This is a genomic window from Advenella faeciporci, from assembly GCF_014652395.1.
Classification (GTDB): Bacteria; Pseudomonadota; Gammaproteobacteria; order Burkholderiales; family Burkholderiaceae_B; genus Advenella; species Advenella faeciporci.
Map to the genome: position 1 here is coordinate 116708 of NZ_BMYS01000003.1, position 24284 is coordinate 140991.

The 24284-nt window shown below is 50.5% G+C and carries 18 protein-coding genes; 3 read left to right on the forward strand and 15 right to left on the reverse strand.

Annotated features, from left to right (window positions below; genetic code table 11):
- The first annotated feature begins 117 nt into the window (after nucleotides 1–117).
- Nucleotides 118–2478: a Tex family protein gene (locus IE074_RS03705; RefSeq protein ID WP_189384106.1), complete on the forward strand. Its 2361-nt coding sequence runs from the start codon at nucleotides 118–120 to the stop codon at nucleotides 2476–2478.
- Nucleotides 2479–2671: 193 nt separating this feature from the next.
- Here IE074_RS03705 and IE074_RS03710 read toward each other — a convergent pair whose 3' ends face one another.
- The 12 genes from IE074_RS03710 to IE074_RS03765 all read right to left on the reverse strand — a co-directional run bounded on the left by IE074_RS03710 (nucleotide 2672) and on the right by IE074_RS03765 (nucleotide 18866).
- Complete coding sequence (locus IE074_RS03710) at nucleotides 2672–4480, reverse strand: ABCB family ABC transporter ATP-binding protein/permease (RefSeq protein WP_189384107.1); 1809 nt, start codon at nucleotides 4478–4480, stop codon at nucleotides 2672–2674.
- On the reverse strand, nucleotides 4437–5426 hold the full coding sequence (locus IE074_RS03715) for an oligopeptide/dipeptide ABC transporter ATP-binding protein (RefSeq protein WP_189384108.1): 990 nt from the start codon (nucleotides 5424–5426) through the stop codon (nucleotides 4437–4439). Before IE074_RS03715 ends, IE074_RS03710 begins: the two co-directional genes overlap by 44 nt.
- Nucleotides 5416–6435 (reverse strand): ABC transporter ATP-binding protein, encoded by a 1020-nt coding sequence (locus tag IE074_RS03720; RefSeq protein ID WP_189384109.1) that lies wholly within the window; start codon nucleotides 6433–6435, stop codon nucleotides 5416–5418. The genes IE074_RS03715 and IE074_RS03720 overlap by 11 nt, the downstream gene beginning before the upstream one ends.
- The gene (gene ddpC, locus IE074_RS03725) at nucleotides 6435–7301 is read right to left on the reverse strand and encodes a D,D-dipeptide ABC transporter permease (protein WP_189384110.1); all 867 of its coding nucleotides are present in this window, start codon (nucleotides 7299–7301) and stop codon (nucleotides 6435–6437) included. The genes IE074_RS03720 and ddpC overlap by 1 nt, the downstream gene beginning before the upstream one ends.
- Nucleotides 7301–8317, reverse strand: a complete 1017-nt coding sequence (locus tag IE074_RS03730) for an ABC transporter permease (protein ID WP_189384111.1) — start codon at nucleotides 8315–8317, stop codon at nucleotides 7301–7303. Before IE074_RS03730 ends, ddpC begins: the two co-directional genes overlap by 1 nt.
- A 74-nt stretch (nucleotides 8318–8391) precedes the next feature.
- Nucleotides 8392–9939 carry an ABC transporter substrate-binding protein gene (locus tag IE074_RS03735; protein ID WP_189384112.1) on the reverse strand — a complete coding sequence of 516 codons (1548 nt, stop codon included), beginning with the start codon at nucleotides 9937–9939 and terminating at the stop codon, nucleotides 8392–8394.
- Nucleotides 9940–10069: 130 nt separating this feature from the next.
- Entirely contained in the window at nucleotides 10070–10606 is a 537-nt protein-coding gene (gene ddpX, locus IE074_RS03740; RefSeq protein WP_229793871.1) for a D-alanyl-D-alanine dipeptidase, read from the reverse strand.
- Nucleotides 10607–10631: 25 nt separating this feature from the next.
- The gene (locus tag IE074_RS03745) at nucleotides 10632–11996 is read right to left on the reverse strand and encodes a tryptophan--tRNA ligase (RefSeq protein WP_189384114.1); all 1365 of its coding nucleotides are present in this window, start codon (nucleotides 11994–11996) and stop codon (nucleotides 10632–10634) included.
- Between the two features lie 17 nt (nucleotides 11997–12013).
- Nucleotides 12014–13105, reverse strand: coding sequence for a cell division protein ZapE (gene zapE / locus IE074_RS03750; protein WP_189384115.1), 1092 nt, complete (start codon nucleotides 13103–13105; stop codon nucleotides 12014–12016).
- 129 nt (nucleotides 13106–13234) lie between these two features.
- Complete coding sequence (gene lpdA / locus IE074_RS03755; protein WP_189384116.1) at nucleotides 13235–14665, reverse strand: dihydrolipoyl dehydrogenase; 1431 nt, start codon at nucleotides 14663–14665, stop codon at nucleotides 13235–13237.
- Between the two features lie 91 nt (nucleotides 14666–14756).
- The gene (gene odhB / locus IE074_RS03760) at nucleotides 14757–15965 is read right to left on the reverse strand and encodes a 2-oxoglutarate dehydrogenase complex dihydrolipoyllysine-residue succinyltransferase (protein WP_189384117.1); all 1209 of its coding nucleotides are present in this window, start codon (nucleotides 15963–15965) and stop codon (nucleotides 14757–14759) included.
- A gap of 30 nt (nucleotides 15966–15995) precedes the next feature.
- Nucleotides 15996–18866: a 2-oxoglutarate dehydrogenase E1 component gene (locus IE074_RS03765; RefSeq protein WP_189384118.1), complete on the reverse strand. Its 2871-nt coding sequence runs from the start codon at nucleotides 18864–18866 to the stop codon at nucleotides 15996–15998.
- A gap of 288 nt (nucleotides 18867–19154) precedes the next feature.
- On the opposite strand from IE074_RS03765, the gene IE074_RS03770 reads away from it, so the two are divergent.
- Nucleotides 19155–21437: an NADP-dependent malic enzyme gene (locus IE074_RS03770; protein WP_189384119.1), complete on the forward strand. Its 2283-nt coding sequence runs from the start codon at nucleotides 19155–19157 to the stop codon at nucleotides 21435–21437.
- 3 nt (nucleotides 21438–21440) lie between these two features.
- Nucleotides 21441–21839 carry a DoxX family protein gene (locus IE074_RS03775; RefSeq protein WP_189384120.1) on the forward strand — a complete coding sequence of 133 codons (399 nt, stop codon included), beginning with the start codon at nucleotides 21441–21443 and terminating at the stop codon, nucleotides 21837–21839.
- Nucleotides 21840–21929: 90 nt separating this feature from the next.
- On the opposite strand, the gene IE074_RS03780 is transcribed toward IE074_RS03775, so the two are convergent.
- From IE074_RS03780 to IE074_RS03790, 3 genes are read right to left on the reverse strand one after another with little or no spacing between them, the layout of a single operon-like run.
- On the reverse strand, nucleotides 21930–23240 hold the full coding sequence (locus IE074_RS03780) for a citrate synthase (RefSeq protein WP_189384121.1): 1311 nt from the start codon (nucleotides 23238–23240) through the stop codon (nucleotides 21930–21932).
- A gap of 48 nt (nucleotides 23241–23288) precedes the next feature.
- A complete protein-coding gene (locus IE074_RS03785; protein WP_169295144.1) occupies nucleotides 23289–23549 on the reverse strand; it encodes a succinate dehydrogenase assembly factor 2 in 261 nt (86 codons plus the stop codon).
- Between the two features lie 11 nt (nucleotides 23550–23560).
- The gene (locus tag IE074_RS03790) at nucleotides 23561–24277 is read right to left on the reverse strand and encodes a succinate dehydrogenase iron-sulfur subunit (protein ID WP_189384122.1); all 717 of its coding nucleotides are present in this window, start codon (nucleotides 24275–24277) and stop codon (nucleotides 23561–23563) included.
- Between the last annotated feature and the right edge of the window lie 7 nt (nucleotides 24278–24284).

Genomic DNA, 24284 nt, shown 5'->3' on the forward strand with positions numbered 1-24284 from the left:
ATCCGGCCTCAGGCGACAACCATGCCTACAAATTAACGAATATCGGTAACCCCCTCACTACAAGCACGTCGCTTATGGCACAATTTACAGTTCGTTTTTAATTATTCTTAAGCAAACATGTCCGAAACACCAAGTACCGAAACTGCCACAGGCATTGATGAACAACGCATTATTACGCTACTGGCCCAGGAGCTGAACGTACGTCCGGCACAAATTGCCGCTACGGTTTCCCTGCTTGATGAAGGTGCAACCGTTCCCTTTATCGCCCGTTACCGCAAAGAAGTAACCGGTGGCCTTGACGACACCGTATTGCGTAATCTTGAAGTCCGCCTTTCATATGTGCGGGAGCTTGAAACCCGTCGTCTGGCCATTATTGAATCCATCAGCCAGCAGGGCAAACTGACTCCCGAACTGGAAGCCGCCATCGGCACGGCCGATACCAAGCAGCGCCTTGAAGACCTGTACGCCCCATTCAAGCCCAAGCGCCGCACCCGGGCCCAAATTGCCAAAGAGGCAGGCCTCGAGCCCCTGGCCGATGAAATCCTGACTAATAAAAATGCGGTGCCAGCCGAGCTGGCCGAACAATACATCAACCCTGAATTGAACATCAAGGATGCCAAAGCTGCCCTTGACGGTGCCCGCGACATTCTGGCTGAACGTTTTGCCGAAAACGCCGACTTGCTGGCCGACATGCGCGAGCACTTATGGAACCAGGGTTGGCTATATTCCAAGGTTGTGGAAGGCAAGGAAACCGAAGGCGACAATTTCCGTGACTGGTTTGATTTCAAGGAGCCGGTCAAAACCCTGCCTTCGCATCGCATTCTGGCGTTACTGCGTGGACGCCAGCAGGGAATGCTTGATTTGCGCATCGGCCTGAATGAAGAACAGGATGCCCTGGTGCCCCACCCCTGTGTGGTTCGCATTAGCGATTTCCTGCAGCTGGATGCCGATTATACCCTTGATGCCGATACGCGTGGCAAATGGCTGGCCGAGGTTTCCCGCTGGACATGGCGGGTTAAACTGTTAACCGCCTTTGAATCTGAAATGATTGGCAAACTGCGCGAACAGGCCGAAGAAGAGGCGATCAAGGTGTTTGCCGCCAACCTGAAAGACCTGTTGCTGGCCGCCCCAGCCGGACCAAAATCGGTGCTGGGACTGGACCCGGGCATTCGTACCGGTGTGAAGGTTGCCGCCATTGACCCAACCGGAAAGCTGCTGGAGACCGCCACCATCTATCCGTTTGAGCCACGCCGTGACCGCGAAGGTTCCATCCGTAGCCTGGCCGCTTTGATTGCCCGCCACAAGATCCAGTTAATTGCCATTGGCAACGGAACCGCTTCGCGCGAAACCGAAAAACTGGTGGCTGACATGCTGCAGGCTTTCCCCAACCCCGATGTCAAGAAAATCGTGGTTTCCGAAGCTGGCGCATCGGTTTACTCGGCCTCTGAACTGGCGGCCAAAGAGTTTCCCGACCTGGATGTCAGCCTGCGTGGTGCCGTTTCCATTGCCCGTCGCCTGCAAGACCCGCTGGCCGAACTGGTCAAAATTGAACCCAAGGCAATTGGCGTTGGCCAGTACCAGCACGATGTCAACCAGCGTGAACTGGCCCGCTCACTGGATGCGGTCATCGAGGATTGCGTGAACGCGGTAGGCGTTGATGTGAATACCGCCTCTGCCCCCCTGCTAACCCGCGTTTCAGGCCTGAACACCACATTAGCCAAAAATATTGTAGAGTGGCGTGACCAGAATGGCGCCTTCCCCAACCGCGCCGCCCTCATGAACGTCTCCCGTTTTGGTGCCAAAGCCTTTGAACAGGCAGCCGGTTTCCTGCGTATCCCCAACGGAGACAATCCACTGGACGCCTCTTCAGTTCACCCTGAAGCCTACCCGGTGGTAGCGCGTATCCTGGATAAAATACAGGCAAATGTCAAAACCATCATTGGCAAAAAAGATGCCCTCAAGGGGGTTTCGCCTGCCGATTTCATTGATGAGCGTTTCGGCTTGCCAACGGTCAGGGATATTTTCAGTGAACTTGAAAAACCGGGCCGTGACCCGCGTCCCGAATTCAAAACCGCCACTTTCAAGGAAGGCATTGAAACCATTAACGACTTGCTGCCCGGCATGATCCTGGAAGGTGTAGTCACCAACGTGGCCAACTTTGGGGCCTTTGTGGATATTGGTGTGCACCAGGATGGGCTGGTGCATATTTCCGCCCTTGCGGACAAGTTTGTCAAAGACCCGCGCGATGTGGTCCGGGTTGGGCAAACGGTTCAGGTCAAGGTTCAGGAAGTAGACGCGCAACGCAAACGGATTGCCTTGACCATGCGGCTGAATGACGAGAGCCTGCCGGTTAGCCGTGGCAACGCCAGCGCCCCGGCGGGCAACCGTCCCCGCGGACAGGGCCGCCAGCAACAGGCCGATAACAAACCGCCTGCCAACAACGCCATGGCCGCTGCCTTTGCCAAGCTTAAGAAATAGGCGGGTATAACAAGAACAAAGCCTGGTTCCCATTCGACTGCGTGGGAAACAAGACTGGAGCCAGGCATTCCCACGCAGGAGCGTGGGAACGAGTCATGTTCCGGTCATTATCGGCAAACTGAACGCAGCACAAAAATGCCCCGAAGCGATTCGGGGCATTTTCATATGACCATACAAAACCAAAAAGCAAAAATCAGGCTTCGGATGCTTCCAAAGCTTTGGAAGCCTGAAACTGCATGGTCCACATGCGGGCATAAATGGCATTTTTCTCCAGCAATTCGCTATGGGTGCCCTGCTCCATGATTCTGCCCTGATCCATCACGATAATCCGGTCGGCATCCACAATGGTGGAAAGCCGGTGGGCAATAATCAGTGTGGTACGGTTTTTGGCAATCTGGAACAGTTCATCCTGAATCTTGCGCTCGGTTCGGGTGTCCAGCGCACTGGTGGCTTCATCCAGCACCAGAATGGGCGGATCTTTCAGAATGGTGCGGGCAATGGCCACCCTTTGCTTTTCACCCCCGGACAACTTCAGGCCCCGCTCACCTACCTGTGACTCATACCCCTCGGGCAAGCTGGTCACGAACTGGTGAATACTGGCTGACTTAGCGGCTTCCATCACCTCTTCGTGCGTGGCCGAAGGACGGCCGTAAGCAATATTGTAGTAAATGGAATTGTTGAACAGCACCGTATCCTGAGGCACGATGCCAATATGCTGGCGCAGGCTTAACTGGGTGTAAGAACGGATATCCCTGCCATTAATCAGGATGCTTCCCGAACTGACATCATAAAAACGGAACAACAGCCGCGACAGGGTAGACTTGCCAGCCCCTGATGTGCCTACCACGGCCACCGTTTCTCCTGCCCCTACCTTGAAAGACACATGGTGCAAAATCTGCCGTTCGCTTTCATAAGAAAAACAGACATCGCGAAACTCGATATCGGCCTGACGGGTATTTAAAACGACGGCCTCTTTGTTATCCTTGACCTCCTGCTGCTCATCCATGAGCCCGAACATTCGTTCCATATCAGACAAGGAGTTCTTGATTTCACGATAGATAAAACCCAAAAAATTCAGGGGTGCATACAGTTGCGTCAGGTAAGCCGAGACCAGCACCACATCACCCACCGTCATACTGCCTTGTACAACCCGGTCTGCCGCCATCCACAGCAAAACAGTAATCCCGGTGGTAATAATGACACCCTGGCCCGCATTCAGAAAATTCAGTGAGACCTGGTTCTTGACGGACGAGTCCACCCACTTGCCCAGGTTCTCGTCATAACGGTTGATTTCATAGGCTTCATTATTAAAATATTTAACGGTTTCATAGTTGATGAGGGCATCAATCGCCTGCGTATTGGCCATGCTGTCCAGACTGTTCATCCGTCGGCGCATGACCATGCGTTTTTCGGTCACGGTAAAGGTGAACAGGATATAGGCAATAATGGTTAGCATGGTTACCGCTGCAAACCAAAAGTCATAGCGCCATAACAAGATGCCCATTACCATCAACAATTCAAGCAGGGTAGGCAAAATATTGAACAGGGTGAAATTCAATACAAAGCCAATGCCCTTGGTACCCCGTTCTATATCCCTGCTAAGGCCGCCCGTTTGACGCTGCAGGTGAAACCGCATGGACAGGCCAAAAAGGTGTTCGAAGATGCGTTTGGCAATTTTACGGATAGAACCCTGCGTTACCTTGGCAAACAGGGCATCCCTGAGTTCACCGAAAAGACTGCTGGAAATACGGGCAAAACCATAGGCCAGCAACGCGGCCACGGGCAAAACCAGCGCATTACCTGGCATACTCAGCTGATCAACAATATCTTTCAGGAAAATGGGTAAAACCACGCTGGCCACTTTGGCCAACACCAGGCACAACAATGCAAGGCCAACACGCCATTTGAATTGCCACACATAAGGCAACAGGGATAATATAACGCCAAAACTGACTTTTTTAGAGGCTGGTTTCTGTGGATTCTGCTCTGATTGGATTCTCATATATATTCTTGTAACAACGGACCCATCTTATTGCCTGCGCCGCACCAAGGCTACGCAAAGGCTGGGCAAGATGACAACCCTTTTCATCCCGGTAACGACAACGGTCATAAAAAAAACAACCACTGGGCAAGTGACGGTTACCCGGCAATTCGGGTAAATCAATGGGCCCTGTCATGGTTTGGGCACCTGTCATGTCGGGAACAGCATCCAGCAAAAGTTCGGTATAGGGATGTGCCGGTTTTTGCAATACTTCAGATGTGGGGCCCAACTCGACAATTTGCCCCAAATACATGACTGCAATCCTTTTGCTCATATGTTTTATAACCGAAACATTATGGGAAATCAGGATATAACTTAAATTTCTGGCTTTTTGCAAATCATTAAGCAAATTCAGAATTTGCGCCTGTACCGAAATATCCAGCGCCGAGGTGGGCTCATCCAGCACAATAATATCAGGATTTGGGGCAAGCGCGCGTGCAATCGCAATGCGCTGACGCTGTCCACCAGAAAACTCGTGCGGGTAACGATCCAGATATTCTTCACGCAATCCCACCTGAACCGCCAGGTCAGCGGCTATTTGACGCAACTGCACCCGTGAATGCCCACCCTGGATATGAATGGGCTCGGTAATCACTTTCCAGACAGGCAAACGCGGGTCCAGTGAAGACTGCGGGTCCTGGAACACAATCTGGATATTGGGTTTAGCGCTGGCAGTATGCCAGCTTACCTTGCCACGGGTAGGCTGCAGCAACCCCATCAACACCTGGGCAAGCGTGCTTTTGCCACAACCCGACTCACCCACGATACCCAGGGTTTCACCTGCGCTGGCATGCAGGTCTATGCCATTCAGGACATGCGCGGTTGACTTGACCTGTCCCAACCAGTTTTTTTGTACGGGAAAATGAACATGAATATCGTTCAGGGAAACAAGGTGCTTATCGGGCATTTCGTTCATCCTCTTCCTGCACAATCCAACAGGCAACTTTGTGAGACGGATCTGACATTAAAGGCAATAAATCGGGCGCATTGCGACAAATATATTCCTTGCGCTCGCAACGGTTCATGAATGCACAGCAGGCCGGCAATTGTGCCAGGTCAGGCACCTGTCCGCCAATTGTTTTCAAAGGCGTACCCGGCTTTACATTTTCAGGTAAACCGGCCAGCAAACCTTGCGTGTAAGGGTGTCTGGGCTGTTTCATGACATCACGGGTCAGGCCGTCTTCAACCACCGCCCCGGCATACATGACATATACCCGCTCACAAAACTGGGAGACCACCGCCATATCGTGGGTAATCAGCAAAATGGCGGTGCCGGTTTTACGGGCCCGCTCCCTGAGCAAAAGCAAAACCTGCTTTTGCACGGTCACATCCAGCGCCGTGGTCGGCTCATCGGCAATCAACAGTTTGGGTTCACAGGAAAACGCCAGGGCAATCATGATGCGTTGGCGCATGCCGCCCGACAGTTCAAACGGATAACTGTCAAAAACCCGCCCGGGGTCGGCAATATACATGTCCCGTAGCAAAGCCAAAGTTTTTTCTTTCGCCCTGGCCCGGCTGATGGATTGATGCTGCAAAATCACATTAATGATTTGCTTGCCCACTTTCATGACCGGGTTCAGGGCCGTCATGGGCTCCTGAAAAATCATGGAGACTTCGCTGCCCCGGATGGCGCGCATTGCTTTTTCACTTAGCGCCAGGACATCTTTGCCGGACTGGCGTATGGTGCCCCGCGTTACCCGGTAGCTCCCGGAAGGAATCAATCGCATCCCCATCATGGCACACACCGATTTCCCCGAGCCTGACTCACCCACCAGGCCAACAATCTCGCCGGCAGCCACCTGCAGGTTAACCCCGTTCAGGGCTTTGACCGCCCCTTTGTAAATGGGAAACTCGACATGCAGGTTTTCCACACTAAGAACCCATTCATCTGTCTGGCCAGCATGATTGTCTTGCATTACTTCACCTTCTGTTTGGGATCCAGCATATCGCGCACCCCGTCACCCAACAAGTTAAAACCAATCGCCGTGATTAAAATGGCCAGGCCGGGAAAAGTGGAATACCACCACTGGTCTATCAGAAAATTACGACCGGCAGAAACCATGGCGCCCCATTCGGCCGTGGGTTGCTGGGCCCCCAAACCAATAAAGCCCAGGGCCGCGGCCATTAAAATGGCATTGCCAATATCCAGGGTGGTTTGGACAATAATGGGGGGCAAGGCGTTTCTGATTACGTGCCATTGCACAATATGGCGACGACTGGCACCAAAAGTTTGCGCGGCTTTCACGTACACCATTTCGCGAATACCCAGTGTTTGCCCCCGGGCAAGCCGCACGTAATAGGGAATTCGCACCAGGGTAATAGCCAGCATGGCATTGAACAGGCTGGGTCCCAATGCTGCGGCCAGCGCCATGGTTAACACCAAAGACGGCACCGACAACATCACATCCATGATGCGCATAATGACGGTGTCAACCCATTTGCCAAAAATACCCGAAAAACAGCCAATAATGGTCCCGATGAAACTGGCCACAAAGGCCACAAACAATCCCACACCAATGGATTGTTGACCACCATACAGAACCCGGCTGAAAATATCCCGTCCGACTTCATCGGTGCCAAAAAAATGGGTCATTGATGGTGCCTGCAAACGGGCACGCAAATTAATGACGTCGGGGTTATAAGGGGCCAATACAGGCGCCAGCAAAGCCGCCAGGCACATGAAAACAATAATGCCCAGTCCCACCATGGTCATGGGGCTGCGCCGCAATTGATACCAGAAATAGGAACCCCTGTGTTTAAGGCCAGCAACCATCACCATCATTAACCCACCTCTTTGATACGTGGATCAATCAGCAAATACAGCAAATCCACCAACAGGTTCAACAACACATATACAAAAGAAACCATCACGGCAAAGCCCATGACTGCCGGAAAGTCCAGTGCCTGAATGGAATTGACCACATACAGCCCCATGCCAGGCCAGCTGAACACGGTTTCCGTGAGCACGGCGCCGTATAACAGATCGCCCAGCGCCAGGCCCAACACGGTTATCGAAGGAATCAGGGCATTGGGCAAGGCATGGCGGAGTATGACCTGCCATTTAGGCAAGCCATAAGCCTTGGCGGTACGGATATAGTCTTCGCTTAACTGTTCCAGCATGGAAGAACGGATCTGCCGTGAAACCACCCCAAGATGCACAAAACTTAAGGTAACGGCAGGCAGCACAATATGCTTGAACGCACTGTAAAAAGTCTGCATTTCCCCGGCCAGCAGCGAATCAACCAGATAAAAACCGGTGACAAACGGAGGAATGGGTACCCCCTGGCTTAGCCGGCCCCCGGCGGGGAACCAGGAAAGATGGCCATAAAAAATAATAATCAGCCCCAGGCCAAGCCAAAAGGCCGGCATGGAAATACCCATGACCGAAATGGTTCTGGCCATTTGGTCAATCCACTTGTTTTTATAAACCGCAGATAACACCCCAAGTGGTACTCCAATCAAAATGGCCAGTATCAGGGAGACCAGGGCCAGTTCCATGGTGGCCGGAAAAAATGCCAGTAAATCCTGTAACACAGGACGACCCGTACGGATGGAAGTACCCAGATCACCCTGCAGCAAGCCCTTCAGGTATAACCAGTACTGTTCATACAGCGGAAGGTTCAGGCCCAGTTTTTCACGGATTGCGTCAACCATGGCTTCGCTGGCCCGGTCGCCCGCAATGAGACGTGCCGGATCACCCGGGATCAGATGGGAGACAATAAATGTAATGACCGAAACGCCCAGTACGACAAAAACAAGACCCATGAGACGTTTGGCAATAATTTGAAAAACCGGCATACCCGCTGTCCATTAGCAAAAACGCCCGTTAAACGAGCGTTTTGCCTGTTAGTTAGTGTTCCTTGACAATCCGATTATTCCTTGCTGATATCTTGCACGTTATAAACGTCATCAAGCATGGGATTATACGCAAAACCTTTCACATTATCACGCAAACCGATTTCCTCACTTTTCTGGAACAGATAGACATAGGCGAAATCATCCAGCACCATTTTCTGGGCCTGCTGGTACAGCTTGGTGCGTTCTTCCTGGTCACTGATTTCAGCCGCCTTGCGAACCAGCTTGTCGACTTCGGGGTTTGAGTAGAAAGAACGGTTACCCGGCAAACCTGCTTTTTCAGAGTCGAACCAATAGTTCATGAACATGTACGGGTCGGCAAAATCGGGGCTCCAGTTACCAATGGCAATATCAAACTCCCCTTTTCCCAGGCGATCACGCATGGTGGCGTTAGCCAGCTTTTCGAGTTTGACATTCACCCCAAGGGCGGCCAGGTTTGCCTGTACCGTCAGGGCAATGGGCTCCCAATTGGCATCACGGTTTGAGTAAAGCAGCGTCAGGTCTTGTTTGCCCAACTTGGCCTTGGCAAAACTGGCCTTGGCAGCATCAAGGTCCTGTTTGAAATCAGGGTTGGAGTCGTCATAAGCCCACATGCCATCAGGAATGGGACCTTTAAGCTGTTTACCCTGATTGTTCAATACACCTTCAACAATCCCCTGGTAATCAATCGCTGCAGAAACTCCCTTGCGGGCATCCAGGTTGGCAAGCGGTCCGGTTTTATTGTTCAAGTACAGGTAGGTAACCAGCAAGGAAGGCACTTTCTCAAAATGGACACCGGGTTTGCTTTTCAAAGACTCAATCTGGTCAACGGGCAATTTGGCCACGATATCCAGGTCACCATTCTGCAATTGCAGGCGCTGGGCTGAGGCATCGGGAATGATTTTCAACAGGACCTTATCCAGTGCCGGCTTTTCACCCCCATAATGCGGATTGCGTTCGAGCTGGATGGATTGGCCTTTATCCCACTTTGTCATTTGGTAAGGACCTGAACCGGCTGTATTGCCTGCCAGGAAATTGTCTGCCCCGCCCTCGGCCTTTTCAACGGCCGGGTTAATAATGCCTGCCCCGTTATTGGCCAGAATATAAAGGAAAGGTGCAAACGGCGTTTCAAGCTTGAACTCAACCGTTAGCGGATCTTTCACACTGGCTTGCATGGCCGGAAAAGGCTCGGAAGGCCCCTGCTTGATACGTAAAAGACGGTCAAAGGTATATTTGACCGCATCGGCATTGACATCGCTGCCATCAGCAAACTTGTGCCCCGGTTTAAGCTTGAATGTCCATGTCAGGTTATCATCGGAAGCGGTCCAGCTTTCGGCAAGATCACCTTCCACCTCGGTAGAACCTTTTTTGTATTTAACCAGATGCTGGTAACTGGGGTAAGTCACTGTCCAGTCGTTATTATCGATGGTAACGGCCGGATCAAGGGTTTGCGGATCGGATGATTTGGCAATCACCAGCGTGTCTTTGGGTGTTGCCGCCATTGCACCAGGCATGGCAATGGAAAATCCAAGCGCCGAAGCAAAGACCGTGAGCAGTAATTTTCTGTAAATGCGATGTCCTGACATATGCGATTTCTCCCAATGAATATCGACCGGAACACAGGCTATCTTAGCAAAACAAATTAAAACCAGAAATAGTTATTTACCCGATTATTGTAAAAATAATTTCCTTTCGGAAAGCCGGTCAAGGAGTTCGTCATACTTTTACAAGATCGCTTTCTATCATGGGGTAAGCACAGCTATTGGGCAGCTCATAGTGCCACCATTCCGAAGGAATAGAGATAAACCCGGCATGCAGCATGATTCCAAGTAGCAACAGACGGTTTTTTTGCACTTCGGATGGCAAGTCTTTGCGGTCATGATGAGACAGTTCCCGCATATCATCAAAGCCGGTACCCATATCCAGGGCCTGGCCACTTTCATTTAACAACGTTACATCAACCGCCACCCCTCGGGAATGGTTGGAGCCCTGTGACGGATCAGAGACATACTGCGCATCGGACAGAACCGACCAGAAAATTTCCTGAGCTTTTCCAGGACGATAAGCATCAAAAACCTTAAGCGTAAAGCCTGCCTGCAAGGCATAACCGGCCGCCTTGCGCAAACAGGCTTCCGCGTCGGGATGCAGGGCACAAACAGCTTCCTGGTACACCACTTTTCCGGCCAGATTATCGGGCGTTGCATATACCAGGTCAATCACCACGCCATGATCTTCTTCCGTAATTATTGTCAATGCTGTTTGTCCCACGTTTTCCTCTTTAGGCTTTCATTGATTCAATGGCTTCATTCAAAAGCGTGATGTTAGCATCAAGTTCCACCGGGCTGGACACGGGAAAACCCTTGGCCACCCGTTGTCCGTCAAGGTTGACCTCAAGACAGCCATCCTGTTCGTTTTTAGTAATCAGCTCAATGATATGTTCAGTTTGAAGACGCCTGGTCACCAAGCCGGCATCTTTCGGGTTATCAAATGGAACGGATAACAACAATTCTTGCCCACCTGCCGCAATCAGGCGAAAACGGAATCGACCCTCTTCATCGCGGAAGCTGACAAAACGGGCAGTCTTGGCCTGTTTCTTTTGCTCTTTGGCTGCGGCTTTTACCGCCACCGCATTGCGCAAGCCAACCGCCTGGCGAATTTCGTTAATAAACGGAGTGGCTTCACGGCGCGCTTTTTTGGCACCTTCCTGCAGGATTTCTTCAATCCGGTCAGGCTTGGACATTAGCTCGTTGTAACGTTCACGCATGGGCGCCAGGGTGTTTTCCAGCAACTCACCCAGCGCCTGCTTGGCATCGCCCCAGCCCATGCCATCAAGAAGCTGCTGCCTGAACGCCGCCACCTCTTCCTGGCCCGCAAAAGCCCGGTAAATCGTGAACAAGTGGGACTCATCGGGATCTTTGGGTTCGCCGGGCAGGCGAGAGTCGGTCTGGATACGGGCAATGGCCGCTTTCAGCAGCTTGCTGCAGCCTTCAAACAGGGGAATGGTGTTGTTGTAGCTTTTGGACATTTTGCGGCCATCAAGCCCCGGCAAGGTAGCCACTTCCTCTTCAATATGAACCTCGGGCAATGTGAAATAATCTCGCCCTGCCCCGTATTGATGGTTAAAGCGCTGGGCAATATCACGGGCCATTTCAAGGTGCTGGATCTGGTCACGGCCAACCGGTACCTTATTGGCATTGAACATGAGAATATCTGCCGCCATCAGGATCGGATATGAAAACAAGCCCATATTGACGCCATCATCAGGCTCCACGTTCTTGGCCACATTCTGGTCTACCGAGGCTTTGTAAGCATGCGCCCGGTTCATTAAGCCTTTGGGGGTAAGACAAGTGAGGATCCAGCTGAGCTCGGGTATTTCAGGAATATCCGACTGGCGGTAAAAAGTAACTCTGCTGGTATCAAGACCTGCAGCCAGCCAGGTGGCGGCAATTTCCAGACGTGAACGGGCCACACGCATGGGATCATCACATTTGATCAGGGCGTGATAGTCGGCCAGAAAAAAGAAGGCATCAACATTATCTTCACGACTCGCATTAATGGCAGGCCGGATGGCCCCGGCATAATTGCCCAGATGCGGTGTACCGGAAGTCGTGATTCCGGTTAGCACTCTTGTGTTTTTACTCATGAATTTCAATTCCCAATTTACAGACTGACCGATTCCCTTCGTTCAGACTCAATATATTCTTTTGATTGCATTTCCATGATACGGGAAACCGTTCGATGGAACTCATTGGACAACGTGCCTTCGGTATATAACTCATCCGGTTCACATTCGGCAGACATGATGAGTTTGACTTTATGGTCATATAAAACATCAATCAGCCAGGTAAAACGACGGGCCTCGGAGGCATGTTTGGGACGCATTCTGGGTACGTCAGATAAAATAATCGTGTGAAAACGGCTGGCCAGCTCAAGGTAATCATTTTGCGAACGTGGCCCGCCACACAAGGTGGCAAATGAAAACCACACCACAGACCCACCCACGGCTTCGGCACGGATTGCACGGTTCTCGATATGCAAGACCGGATCCTGAACGGCCGTATCCGAGAGCTGATCAAACGCCTGCTGCAATTCATGACGGGTTTGTTCGCTCAGGGGCGTATGATACATTTTTACCTGTTCCAGCGTACGCAGGCGGTAATCCACCCCGGTATCCACGTTCAGCACATCCATCCGTTCCTGGATAAGCTTGATGGCCGGCAAGATACGGTCACGGTGCAGGCCATCCGGGTACAGCATAGATGGCTCGTAATTGGAGGTCATCACAAATGATGTGCCATATTCAAACAGTTTAAGCAGCAAACGATACAAAATCATTGCATCGGCAATATCCGAAACATGGAATTCATCGAAGCAGATCAGGCGGTATTTTTTGGCAATGCGGCGCGCCACTTCATCGAGCGGATCCTGTGTACCCTTGATTTGTTGCAGCTGCAGGTGCACACCGCGCATGAACTCATGAAAATGAATCCGGGTTTTACGCTTTACCGGTACAGTCAGGTAAAAAGAGTCCATTAAAAAACTTTTACCTCGCCCTACCCCACCCCACATGTATACACCCTTGGGGATAGCTGGCCGGCTGAACAGTTTTTTCAGCTTGTTTGAGCGCTGCTCCTTGAAGGCAATCCAATCATCATAATACTTCTGCAAGCGACGGATTGCCTGCTGTTGTGCCGCATCTGCCTTGTAACCACGTTCACCCAGCGCTTTTTCATAATACTGCAAAACATTCATGACGATAAATTCAAGTTTAAAAATTCATTATATTAAAAAGGCCTGCAGCCTGGCTGGCTGTTCAGGGAACACCAACCACGAGCCGCAGGCCTGCTATTTCAAGCAAAACTTAAAACAGTACCAACTTGATTAAAAGTTCAATGCACGCTTATCAACCGCAAGGGCTGCTTCTTTCATTGCTTCAGACAAGGTTGGGTGCGCGTGGCAGATACGGGCAATATCTTCGGCCGCACCTTTAAATTCCATGATCGTGACTGCTTCTGCAATAAGCTCTGAGGCCGATGGGCCGATAATATGAACGCCCAGGACTTCATCACTCTTGGCATCGGCAATGATTTTCACAAAACCGGTTGTATCACCCAGCGCACGTGCACGGCCATTGGCCAGGAATGGGAAACTACCCACTTTGATTTCACGTTTTTCAGCTTTAAGTGCCTGCTCTGTTTTGCCAACCCAGGCAATTTCAGGAGAGGTGTAAATAACGGAAGGAATCGTGTCAAAATTGACATGACCGTGCTGACCGGCAATACGCTCGGCAACCGCCACACCTTCTTCTTCAGCCTTGTGTGCAAGCATGGGGCCACGTACCACATCACCCACTGCCCATACGTTTGGCAAATTGGTTTTGCAATTATCATCAACCACGATGAAACCGCGGTCATCGAGTTGCAGGCCAACCGCTTCAGTATTCAAACCGGTAGTGTAAGGAACACGGCCAATGGAAACAATCAGCTTGTCTACCACCAGTGACTGTTCTTCACCCTTGGCGGTGGTGTAAGGAATAGTGATTGCCTTGGCAGTTTGTTTGATTTCACCAATTTTCACGCCTGTTTCAACAACCAGGCCTTGTTTGGTAAAGGCTTTTTGTGCCTCTTTGGCAACCTGGGTATCACACACGGCCAGGAAATCGGGAGCGGCTTCAAGCACGACGACTTCAGCACCCAGACGACGCCATACGCTGCCCAGCTCAAGACCAATAACACCTGCGCCAATCACACCCAGTTTTTTAGGGACGGCTGGAATGCTTAAGGCGCCATCGTTAGACAGAACCTGTTTTTCGTCGAAGGCAAGGCCCGGCAATGCACGGGGCTGTGAACCAGTTGCCACAATAACATGTGACGCGGTAATGGTTTCTTCTTTTTTGCCGCTCACTTTAATGCTGTAGCTGCCATCTGCGGCTTTACCGGAAAATTCGCCTTTGCCAGAAAAGAAGGTGACTTTGTTCTTTTTGAACAGGAACTGGATCCCGTCGTTGTTTTGCTTGACAACGGTGTCTTTACGACCGATCAGGGTATCAAGCTTGAGCTTGACATTACCCACTTCAATACCGTGCTCGGCAAAGTGATGATTAGCCTGCTCGAAATGCTCGGATGACTGCAACAGGGCTTTGGAAGGAATACAACCCACGTTGGTACATGTACCACCGGGTTTTGGATTGCCGGCTTCGTCAGTCCAGGCATCGATACATGCCACTTTTTTGCCCAACTGCGCAGCACGGATAGCGGCAATATATCCACCAGGTCCGGCACCAATAACAACTACATCAAATTGAGTAGACATAACAATTCTCTTTTATTTAATTCATTAGCATGCACACCGGGTGCATATAAAGAACCACGCCCCGTAAGGGGGCGTGCATACCATGTGTTAATTACAGATCAAGCAACAGGCGTTGTGGATCTTCCAGCGCTTCTTTCATGGCAACCAGGCCAAGCACGGCTTCACGACCATCGATAATACGGTGATCGTAAGACATGGCAAAGAAGTTGATTGGGCGGATAACAACTTGACCGTTCTCTACCACAGCACGGTCTTTAGTGGCGTGAATACCCAGAATGGCTGACTGAGGCGGGTTGATAATAGGTGTGGACAGCATGGAACCAAAAGTACCACCGTTGGAAATGGAGAAGGTACCACCAGTCAGTTCGTCGAGGGTCAGCTTGCCATCACGTGCCTTGGCACCGAATTCAGCGATTTTTTTCTCGATGTCGGCAATAGACATTTGATCGGCATTACGCAAGATAGGCACAACCAGACCACGTGGGCTGCCAACCGCGATACCGATATCAAAGTAACCGTGGTAAATAATATCCTTGCCATCAACAGAAGCGTTAAGAACAGGGTATTTTTTCAGGGCGGCAACTGCTGCCTTGACAAAGAAAGACATGAAGCCCAGCTTGATGCCGTGCTCTTTCTCGAATTTCTCTTTGTATTTGTTACGCAGATCGATAACCGCTTTCATGTTGACTTCGTTGAAAGTGGTCAGGATTGCATTTTCAGACTGCGATTGCAACAGTCGTTCGGCAACGCGTGCACGCAGACGTGTCATGGGAACACGCTGCTCTGGACGGCCATCCAGGGACACAGACAGGGGAGCGGCAGGCGCAGCGACTGATTTGGCAGGTGCAGAAGCGGCAACAGCGTCTGCTTTTGTGACACGACCGTCACGGCCTGAACCGGCCACATCGCCAGCACTGATACCTTTTTCAGACAGGATTTTGCTGGCGGCAGGAGAAGCCACACCACTAACCACTTTGCTTTCTGCCGCAACAGGTGCTGCAGCGGCAGCCGGAGCAGCCTCGGCTGCCGGAGCGGGAGCGGCTGTTGCGCCTACCGTTGCTTCGGTGTCGATTTTAGCCAGTAACTGTTCTGCAGTCACGGTGCTGCCGTCGCCTTCAACAATTTCAACAATCACGCCTGATGCGGGCGCAGGAACCTCAAGAACCACTTTATCTGTTTCAACTTCGATCAGGGTTTCGTCTTGGGTAACCGCTTCACCTACTTTCTTTTTCCATTCAAGCAGGGTCGCTTCAGAAATTGATTCTGATAATTGGGGAACGATAACGTCAATAATAGCCATTTTTTTAATCCGTAAAATATGTTAGTCCAATTACTTGGTTAGGATAAAACCTTTTAATTTCGGCGCAAATGCCTGTTCAATAAGTGCCTTTTGCTGTTCAACGTGTTTAGCCAGATAGCCAACAGCCGGAGAGGAAGAAGCATTGCGACCCGCATAAGACAGTTTCTGACCTGCAGTCATGTTCTCATACAGATGGTGCTGAATATAGAACCAAGGTCCTTGGTTCTGAGGCTCATCCTGAACCCAGATAACTTCTGTGGCGTTAGGATATTTCTTGATTTCCGCATCGAATGCCTTATGGGCAAACGGATACAACTGTTCAACACGAATAATGGCCACATCATTGGCTTCGCGTTCGGTACGGGCATTCACCAAATCGTAATAAACCTTACCGGAACAAGCCAGAATGCGCTTGACTTTATCAGCCTCGATGTCTGTGTTGACTTCAGGGATGACCGGCTGGAATTCACCCGTAGCCAGATCGGTTAACGGAGAAGTTGCATCTTTGTTACGCAGCAGTGATTTTGGCGTAAAGATTACCAAAGGCTTGCGGAACTGACGGATCATCTGACGACGCAGCAGGTGGAAAATCTGGGCAGCATTAGTTGGCTGAACCACTTGCATGTTGTTGTCGGCACACAATTGCAGGAAGCGCTCGATACGGGCAGATGAGTGCTCGGGACCCTGGCCTTCGTAACCGTGTGGCAGCATCATGGTCAGACCGCACTGGCGACCCCATTTTGCCTCACCGGAGGAAATGAACTGGTCAATCACAACCTGGGCACCGTTGACGAAGTCGCCAAACTGGGCTTCCCAGATCGTTAGTGTATTGGGTTCTGAACATGCATAGCCATATTCAAAGCCCAGCACCGCTTCCTCAGAAAGCACGGAGTCGATCACCGTAAAAGGTGCCTGATTCTCGGCAACGTTCTGCAAGGGAATATATGTACCGTCGTCCCAGCGCTCACGTTTTTGATCGTGCAATACGGCGTGACGGTGTGTAAACGTGCCACGACCGGAATCCTGACCGGTAATGCGCACGGCATAACCAGAGGCAACCAGGGTTGCAAATGCCAGGTGCTCACCCATACCCCAGTCCAGGTTTTGCTCGCCTGCCGCCATGTTGCGACGGTCATTCAGCAACTTTTTAACCAGATTATGCGGCGTAAAGTTTTCCGGTACCGTCGTGATTTTTTCACCGATACGCTTAAGCTCTGCCAATGGAACGGCAGTGTCAGCCTGATCTGTCCACTTGGCACCCAGGAACGGTGTCCAGTCAATCGCGTATTTGTTTTTGTAGTCTGTCAATACAGGCTCAACGGTTTTCTGGCCATCTTCCATTAACTGACGGTACTCCCTGACCATTTGGTCTGGGCCGTCTGCGTCAAGTACGCCCTGCGCAACCAGTTTGTCTGCATACAGTTTACGTGTACCCGGATGAACACTGATGCTTTTGTACATTAATGGCTGTGTTAATGCAGGTGTATCCTGTTCGTTGTGACCCAGTTTGCGGAAGCAGATGATATCGATCACGACATCGTGACCAAACTCCATACGATAGTCAACCGCAAGTTGGGAAACAAAAGCAACCGCTTCGGGATCATCACCGTTTACGTGGAAAACGGGCGCCTCGATCATTTTGACAACGTCAGTACAATACAGGGTTGAACGTACGTCGCGTGGATCAGAAGTGGTGAAACCGATTTGGTTATTGATAACGATATGAACCGTACCACCAGTACCATAACCACGGGTTTGCGCAAGGTTAAGGGTTTCCATAACCACACCCTGACCGGCAAAAGCCGAATCACCGTGTACCAGTACGGGCAGAACCTGCTGCTTGCCATTTTCACGACGTTCCTGGCGAGCACGTGCACTACCCTCTACAACAGGGTTAACGATTTCAAGGTGGGACGGGTTAAAGGCCAAAGACAGGTGAACCGGGCCACTGCGTGTGGACAGATCGCTGGAGAAACCGTTGTGGTATTTCACGTCACCATCGGTCAGGCCTTCAGCATGCTTGCCTTCAAATTCGGCAAACAGGTCGCCAGGCATTTTGCCCATGATGTTAACCAACATGTTCAGACGGCCACGGTGAGCCATACCAACTACAATTTCATGCACGCCACGGTCGGCTGAATGATTAACGATTTCATCCATGGAGGCAATAAAGCTTTCTCCGCCTTCAAGAGAGAAACGTTTCTGTCCAACATACTTGGTATGCAGGAAACGCTCAAGGCCTTCGGCTTCGGTCAGCTGCTGCAGAATGCGTTTTTTCTGCTCGGCATCAAAATTGGGATTGCTTTGGATGGACTCCAGGCGCTCTTGAACCCAGCGCTTGGCGGCGGGATCGGACATATGCATGAACTCGGCACCAATGCTGCGGCAATAAGTATCGCGCAAGGCATTGAGAATTTCACGCAGGGTCATGGTTGTTTTTTTGGTGAAGTAAGTATTCGTAGCAGAATACACATCATCAAGATCGGCTTCGGTCAGGCCGTAAAAGGCTGGATCGAGCTCGGGAATTTCGGGGCGTTCACGACGTTTCAGGGGATCCAGGGTTGCCAGACGCACACCTAGCGAACGATAGGCGGCAATAAGAGACTGCACATGCAGTTGCTTGCCGGCTACTTCAAGGTTGGGTGGCGCAATTTGCTGGACGACAAAAGCGTTGGCTTTGGCACGCTGGGCAAATGAAGTAATGACTGAGCTGTGGTTTTGATCACGGGTTCCTGTGGAGCCATCGGTCGCAGGCAAATGCTGTAACTGATCAAAATAAGCACGCCATTCTTCTGGTGCTGAATCAGGATTGTCTAAGTAAGCTTCATAGAGCTCTTCGACATATGGGGCATTGCTGCCGAATAAATAAGATGTGGATTTCTTTTCAATTTCCGTAGTCATAAACGCTTCACCGGTATGAGTGTTTCACCCTTTGGATGCAGGAATACCTTCCGCGTTACGGCTAGACCGAATTGCGGATAGCGGGGCAGAAGGCACGTACTAGCCTTAAAAGCCAATAGCATAAAAGTATACCCCCATTTAACAAGCTTTTCGCTATAAAGTTTTCAAAAACAAAAGATTATTAATGCTTACTCACTGGCAAATTGGTATATTTGTATAATTCGTTGCTTTATAAACACGATTAGTTTTAATTTATCAAACTAAAAATACAATAGGGTCCTCTCTACTATGAATCACGATTTCACTAAACTGGCGCTAGACTACCACGCCCATCCTACCCCCGGTAAGATATCAGTGACACCCACCAAGCCGCTGGCCAACCAGGACGATCTTTCCCTGGCTTACTCTCCCGGCGTGGCAGCAGCCTGTATGGCCATCTTTAATGATGGGGACGAAGCGGCCGCCAAATATACCTCCCGCTCCAATCTGGTTGGCGTGATTACCAACGGGACCGCCGTACTTGGCCTTGGCAATATCGGACCGCTTGCCGCCAAACCGGTCATGGAAGGGAAAGGATGCCTGTTCAAGAAATTTGCCGGTGTAGACGTTTTTGACATAGAACTTGCCGAACGGGATCCTGACAAACTGGTAGATATTATTGCCGCGCTCGAACCCACCTTGGGCGGTGTTAACCTGGAAGACATCAAAGCCCCCGAGTGCTTCTACATTGAAAAAAAACTGCGTGAACGCATGCGCATTCCCGTGTTTCATGATGATCAGCACGGTACGGCCATTATTTCTTCAGCTGCCGTCCTGAACGGACTTAAAATCGTTCACAAGAATCCCGCAGAGGTCAAACTGGTCTGCTCAGGCGCTGGCGCCGCCGCCATTGCCTGCCTTGATTTGCTCACTAAAGTTGGTATCAGCCGGGAAAACATTTATGTATGCGACTCCCGTGGCGTAATCTGGAAAGGCCGCGATGAAAGCATGGAAGAAAACAAGGCTCGCTATGCCCAGGACACCGACGCACGCACCTTGGCCGACGTCATTAAGGATGCCGATGTTTTCCTGGGTTGCTCCACAGCAGGCGTTCTTACCAAAGAAATGGTCAAGTCCATGGCTAATCAACCGCTGATTTTAGCCCTTGCCAACCCTGACCCCGAAATTCTTCCTGAAGATGCCAAAGCGGCCCGCCCCGATTGCATTATTGCCACCGGCCGCTCCGACTACCCCAACCAAGTCAACAACGTACTGTGCTTCCCGTTCATTTTCCGCGGTGCCCTTGATGTTGGCGCCACCCGGATTACCGAGGAAATGAAACTGGCTTGCGTTACAGCCATTGCAGAACTGGCGCAAGCCGAGCAAAATGATGAGGTCGCCTCGGTTTACCAGGACCAGGATCTGAATTTCGGCCCTGAATACATCATTCCAAAACCATTTGATCCCCGTCTTATTGTACAAATCGCTCCCGCGATTGCACAGGCCGCCATGGACTCTGGCGTGGCCACGCGTCCCATTGAAGACCTGGATGCCTACCGCAGCCAGCTGATGAGCTTTATTTACCGCTCCGGGCAGTTAATGCGGCCGTTGTACAAACAGGCAAAATCAGACCCCAAACGGGTTATATTTGCCGATGGTGAAGACGAACGTGTCCTGCACGCAGCCCAAACCGTTATCGATGAAAAATTGGCCAACCCTATACTGGTCGGCCGCCCTGCTGTTATCAACATGCGCGTTGAAAAACTGGGGCTGCGCCTGATTAACGGTAAAAACATCGAGATTGTCAACCCAGAGGATGACGACCGTTTCAATGAAACCTGGCAGGCCTACTATAAACTGAAAGCACGCGATGGCGTTACCCCGAACATTGCCAAGGCCATGGTTCGCAAACACAATACGCTTATCGGCGTCATGCTTATGGAACGCGGTGATGCCGATGCCATGATTTGTGGCGTTTCAAGCAAGTTTGACAACCAGCTTAAATATGTCGAGGAAGTGATTGGCCTGAAACCCGGTGCCCAGACTTTTGCCGCCATGAACGTACTTATGCTGCCCGATGAAACCCTGTTCATTTGTGATACACACGTTAATGAAAACCCGAATGCCGAGCAAATCGCTGACATTACCATACAGGCGGCCGAGGAAATGATTCGCTTTGGCATCACCCCTAAAATCGCCCTGTTGTCCCATTCGAACTTTGGCAGCCGCCCAACCGAATCATCCCGAAAAATGGCCCGTGCCCGCGAAATTATTGCCGAACGCGCGCCACTACTGGAAGTTGACGGTGAAATGCATGCCGACTCGGCCCTGTCAGAAAAAATCCGGCTTAATGCTTTCCCGGATTCAACCCTCAAAGGACGCGCCAATCTGTTAATCATGCCAAACCTGGACACTGGCAATATTACCTACAACATGTTGAAAATGACAGGCAGCAATGGCATTGCGATGGGTCCTGTCCTGCTGGGCGCAGCAAGACCGGTGCATATTCTTACCACCAGCGCAACAACACGCCGTATTGTCAACATGACCGCACTGGCTGTTGTTGATGCGCAGCAATCACAAGGAAACTAAATTTTGTTGAAAAGCGATGATCTGGCCAAACTGTTGCTAAGGCTTGGCGTGGGCTTCCTGATCCTGTTTCATGGTTTGACCAAAATCACAAACGGGATAGATCCGGTGATGGGCATGTTAACCGCCAAAGGCTTGCCCGCATTTGTCGCCTACGGCGTTTATGCAGGCGAGGTCATTGCGCCAATCATGGTCATTATTGGCCTTTATACCCGCCCTGCCGCCCTTGTTATTGCGGTGAATATGCTGTTTGCCTTTTTCCTTGTACACATGGGGCAACTGTCTTCATTCAGCCGCTCGGGTGGCTGGGTTCCAGAACTGCCTGCCCTTTTTCTTGTGGGCGCACTGGCTATTTTCCTGGGTGGCGCAGGTAAATACTGTCTTGGCACGCCTTATAACAACTAATCTTCTTTTACTTCAGCTTTCCTAAAAAAAGCCCTTCAGGGATTATCCTGAAGGGCTTTTTTGAACTACCGATAAAGATCCGGCAGAAAATTAACGCTTGGCAATTTCCACTACGTCACGGGCAGTATCACCCGTAAACAACTGACGGGGACGACCGATCTTGTACGCAGGATCAGAGATCATTTCGTTCCACTGTGCAACCCAGCCTACTGTACGGGCAAGCGCAAAAATTGCCGTGAACAGAGAAGTTGGTATACCAATCGCGCGCTGAACAATACCGGAGTAGAAGTCAACGTTAGGATACAGTTTACGTTCTACGAAGTATGGATCTTCAAGGGCGATACGCTCCAGTTCCATGGCAAGCTTGAACAAAGGATCATTCTCGAGACCTAATGCAGTCAGGACTTCTTTACATGTTTCCTGCATTAGTTTGGCACGTGGATCATAGTTTTTGTACACACGGTGACCAAAGCCCATCAGGCGAACACCTGATTCTTTGTCTTTGACCTGCTCCATGAATTCGCCTACTTTGGCGATGCCACCATTGGCTTGAATTTGCTCAAGCATATTCAGGCAAGCTTCATTGGCGCCACCGTGAGCAGGCCCCCACAGGCAAGCAACACCAGCGGCAATCGCTGCAAACGGGTTGGTACCTGAAGAACCACACAGACGCACGGTAGAGGTGGATGCATTTTGTTCGTGATCGGCATGCAAGATAAAGATGCGATCAAGCGCACGCTCTACAACGTCATTGACTTTGTAATCTTCGCAAGGGGTTGCAAACATCATGCGCAGGAAGTTGCCTGTATATGACAAATCATTCTGAGGATAGATGAAAGGCTGGCCTTGAGAATACTTATAGGTCATTGCCACCAGTGTAGGCATTTTGGCAATCAGCCTGATGGCTGAAATGTGACGATGCTCTGGATTGGTGATATCAGTAGAGTCGTGGTAGAAGGCAGCCATTGCACCCACCAGGCCCGTCATGATCGCCATGGGGTGCGCATCACGACGGAAGCCGCGCAGGAAAAACTGCATTTGCTCGTTAACCATCGTGTGGTAGGTAACCTGATGGTTGAAATCCGCTTTTTGTGCTGCGTTTGGCAATTCGCCATTCAACAGCAGGTAGCTGGTTTCCATGAAGTCACAATTAACAGCCAGCTGCTCGATAGGATAACCACGATACAACAATTGACCTTTATCGCCATCGATATAGGTAATTGCAGACTCACATGAAGCGGTAGACATGAATCCCGGGTCATAGGTAAACATGCCTGTCTGACCGTACAACTTGCGAATATCTACAACATCTGGACCCACTGTACCTTGGTACACTGGAAATTCAACGGGATTACTACCATCGGAAAAGCTGAGCGTAGCTTTTTTTTCAGACAATTTCATCTATATTCCTTACTTAGTTTTATACAACACAATAACTTTTTACTCACCTTACCCTGCACGCATCAGACCGATCAGACGGTTTATATTAGGCGTATCATAGTCACCTTCCGGCTCTGAACGCGCCAGCAAAAGGTCAAGTAAATTGTTATCATCCAGCTCAAAAAGTTGAGTCAGGGACTTTACATCCTCGTTGGTTAACGAGGATTCATAACGATCCAAAAATTTGGTAATAATCAAATCGTTTTCCAAAAGCCCCCGACGAGCCCGCCAGCGAAGACGGGCACGTTCCAATTCCGTTAGTTTGTCCATAAACGAACTACTTAGATTGAACGGCGAACCAGCATTTCCTTGATCTTGCCGATTGCTTTTGCTGGATTCAATCCTTTAGGACAAACGTCTACACAGTTCATGATTGTGTGACAACGGAATAAACGGTACGGATCCTCAAGATCATCCAGACGTTCTGCGGTAGCCTGGTCACGACTGTCGGCAATAAAGCGATAGGCGTTCAGCAAACCAGCAGGCCCAACGTATTTATCTGGATTCCACCAGAAAGACGGACAGGACGTAGAGCAACATGCACAAAGAATACACTCATACAAACCATCAAGCTCTTCACGGGCCTCGGGTGTTTGCAGACGCTCTTTTTCAGGTGGCGGTGTATCGTTGATCAGATAGGGACGAATTGAGTGATACTGATTGAAGAAATGAGTCATGTCTACAATCAGGTCACGAATAACCGGCAAACCTGGCAGCGGACGAAGAACGATAGGCTCTTTCAGGTCACGCAGATTGGTGGTGCAAGCCAGACCGTTTTTACCGTTGATATTCATGGCATCTGAACCACAAACGCCTTCACGGCAAGAACGACGTATTGCAAGGCTGTCATCAACGTCATTCTTGATGCGGACAATTGCATCAAGCAACATTTTGTCAGTTGGCTGAAGCTCAACTTCAAGCTTCTGCATGTATGGACGCTCGTCCTTATCAGGATCGTAGCGGTAAATCTCAAATTTGACGATACGTTTAGTACTCATAATATCC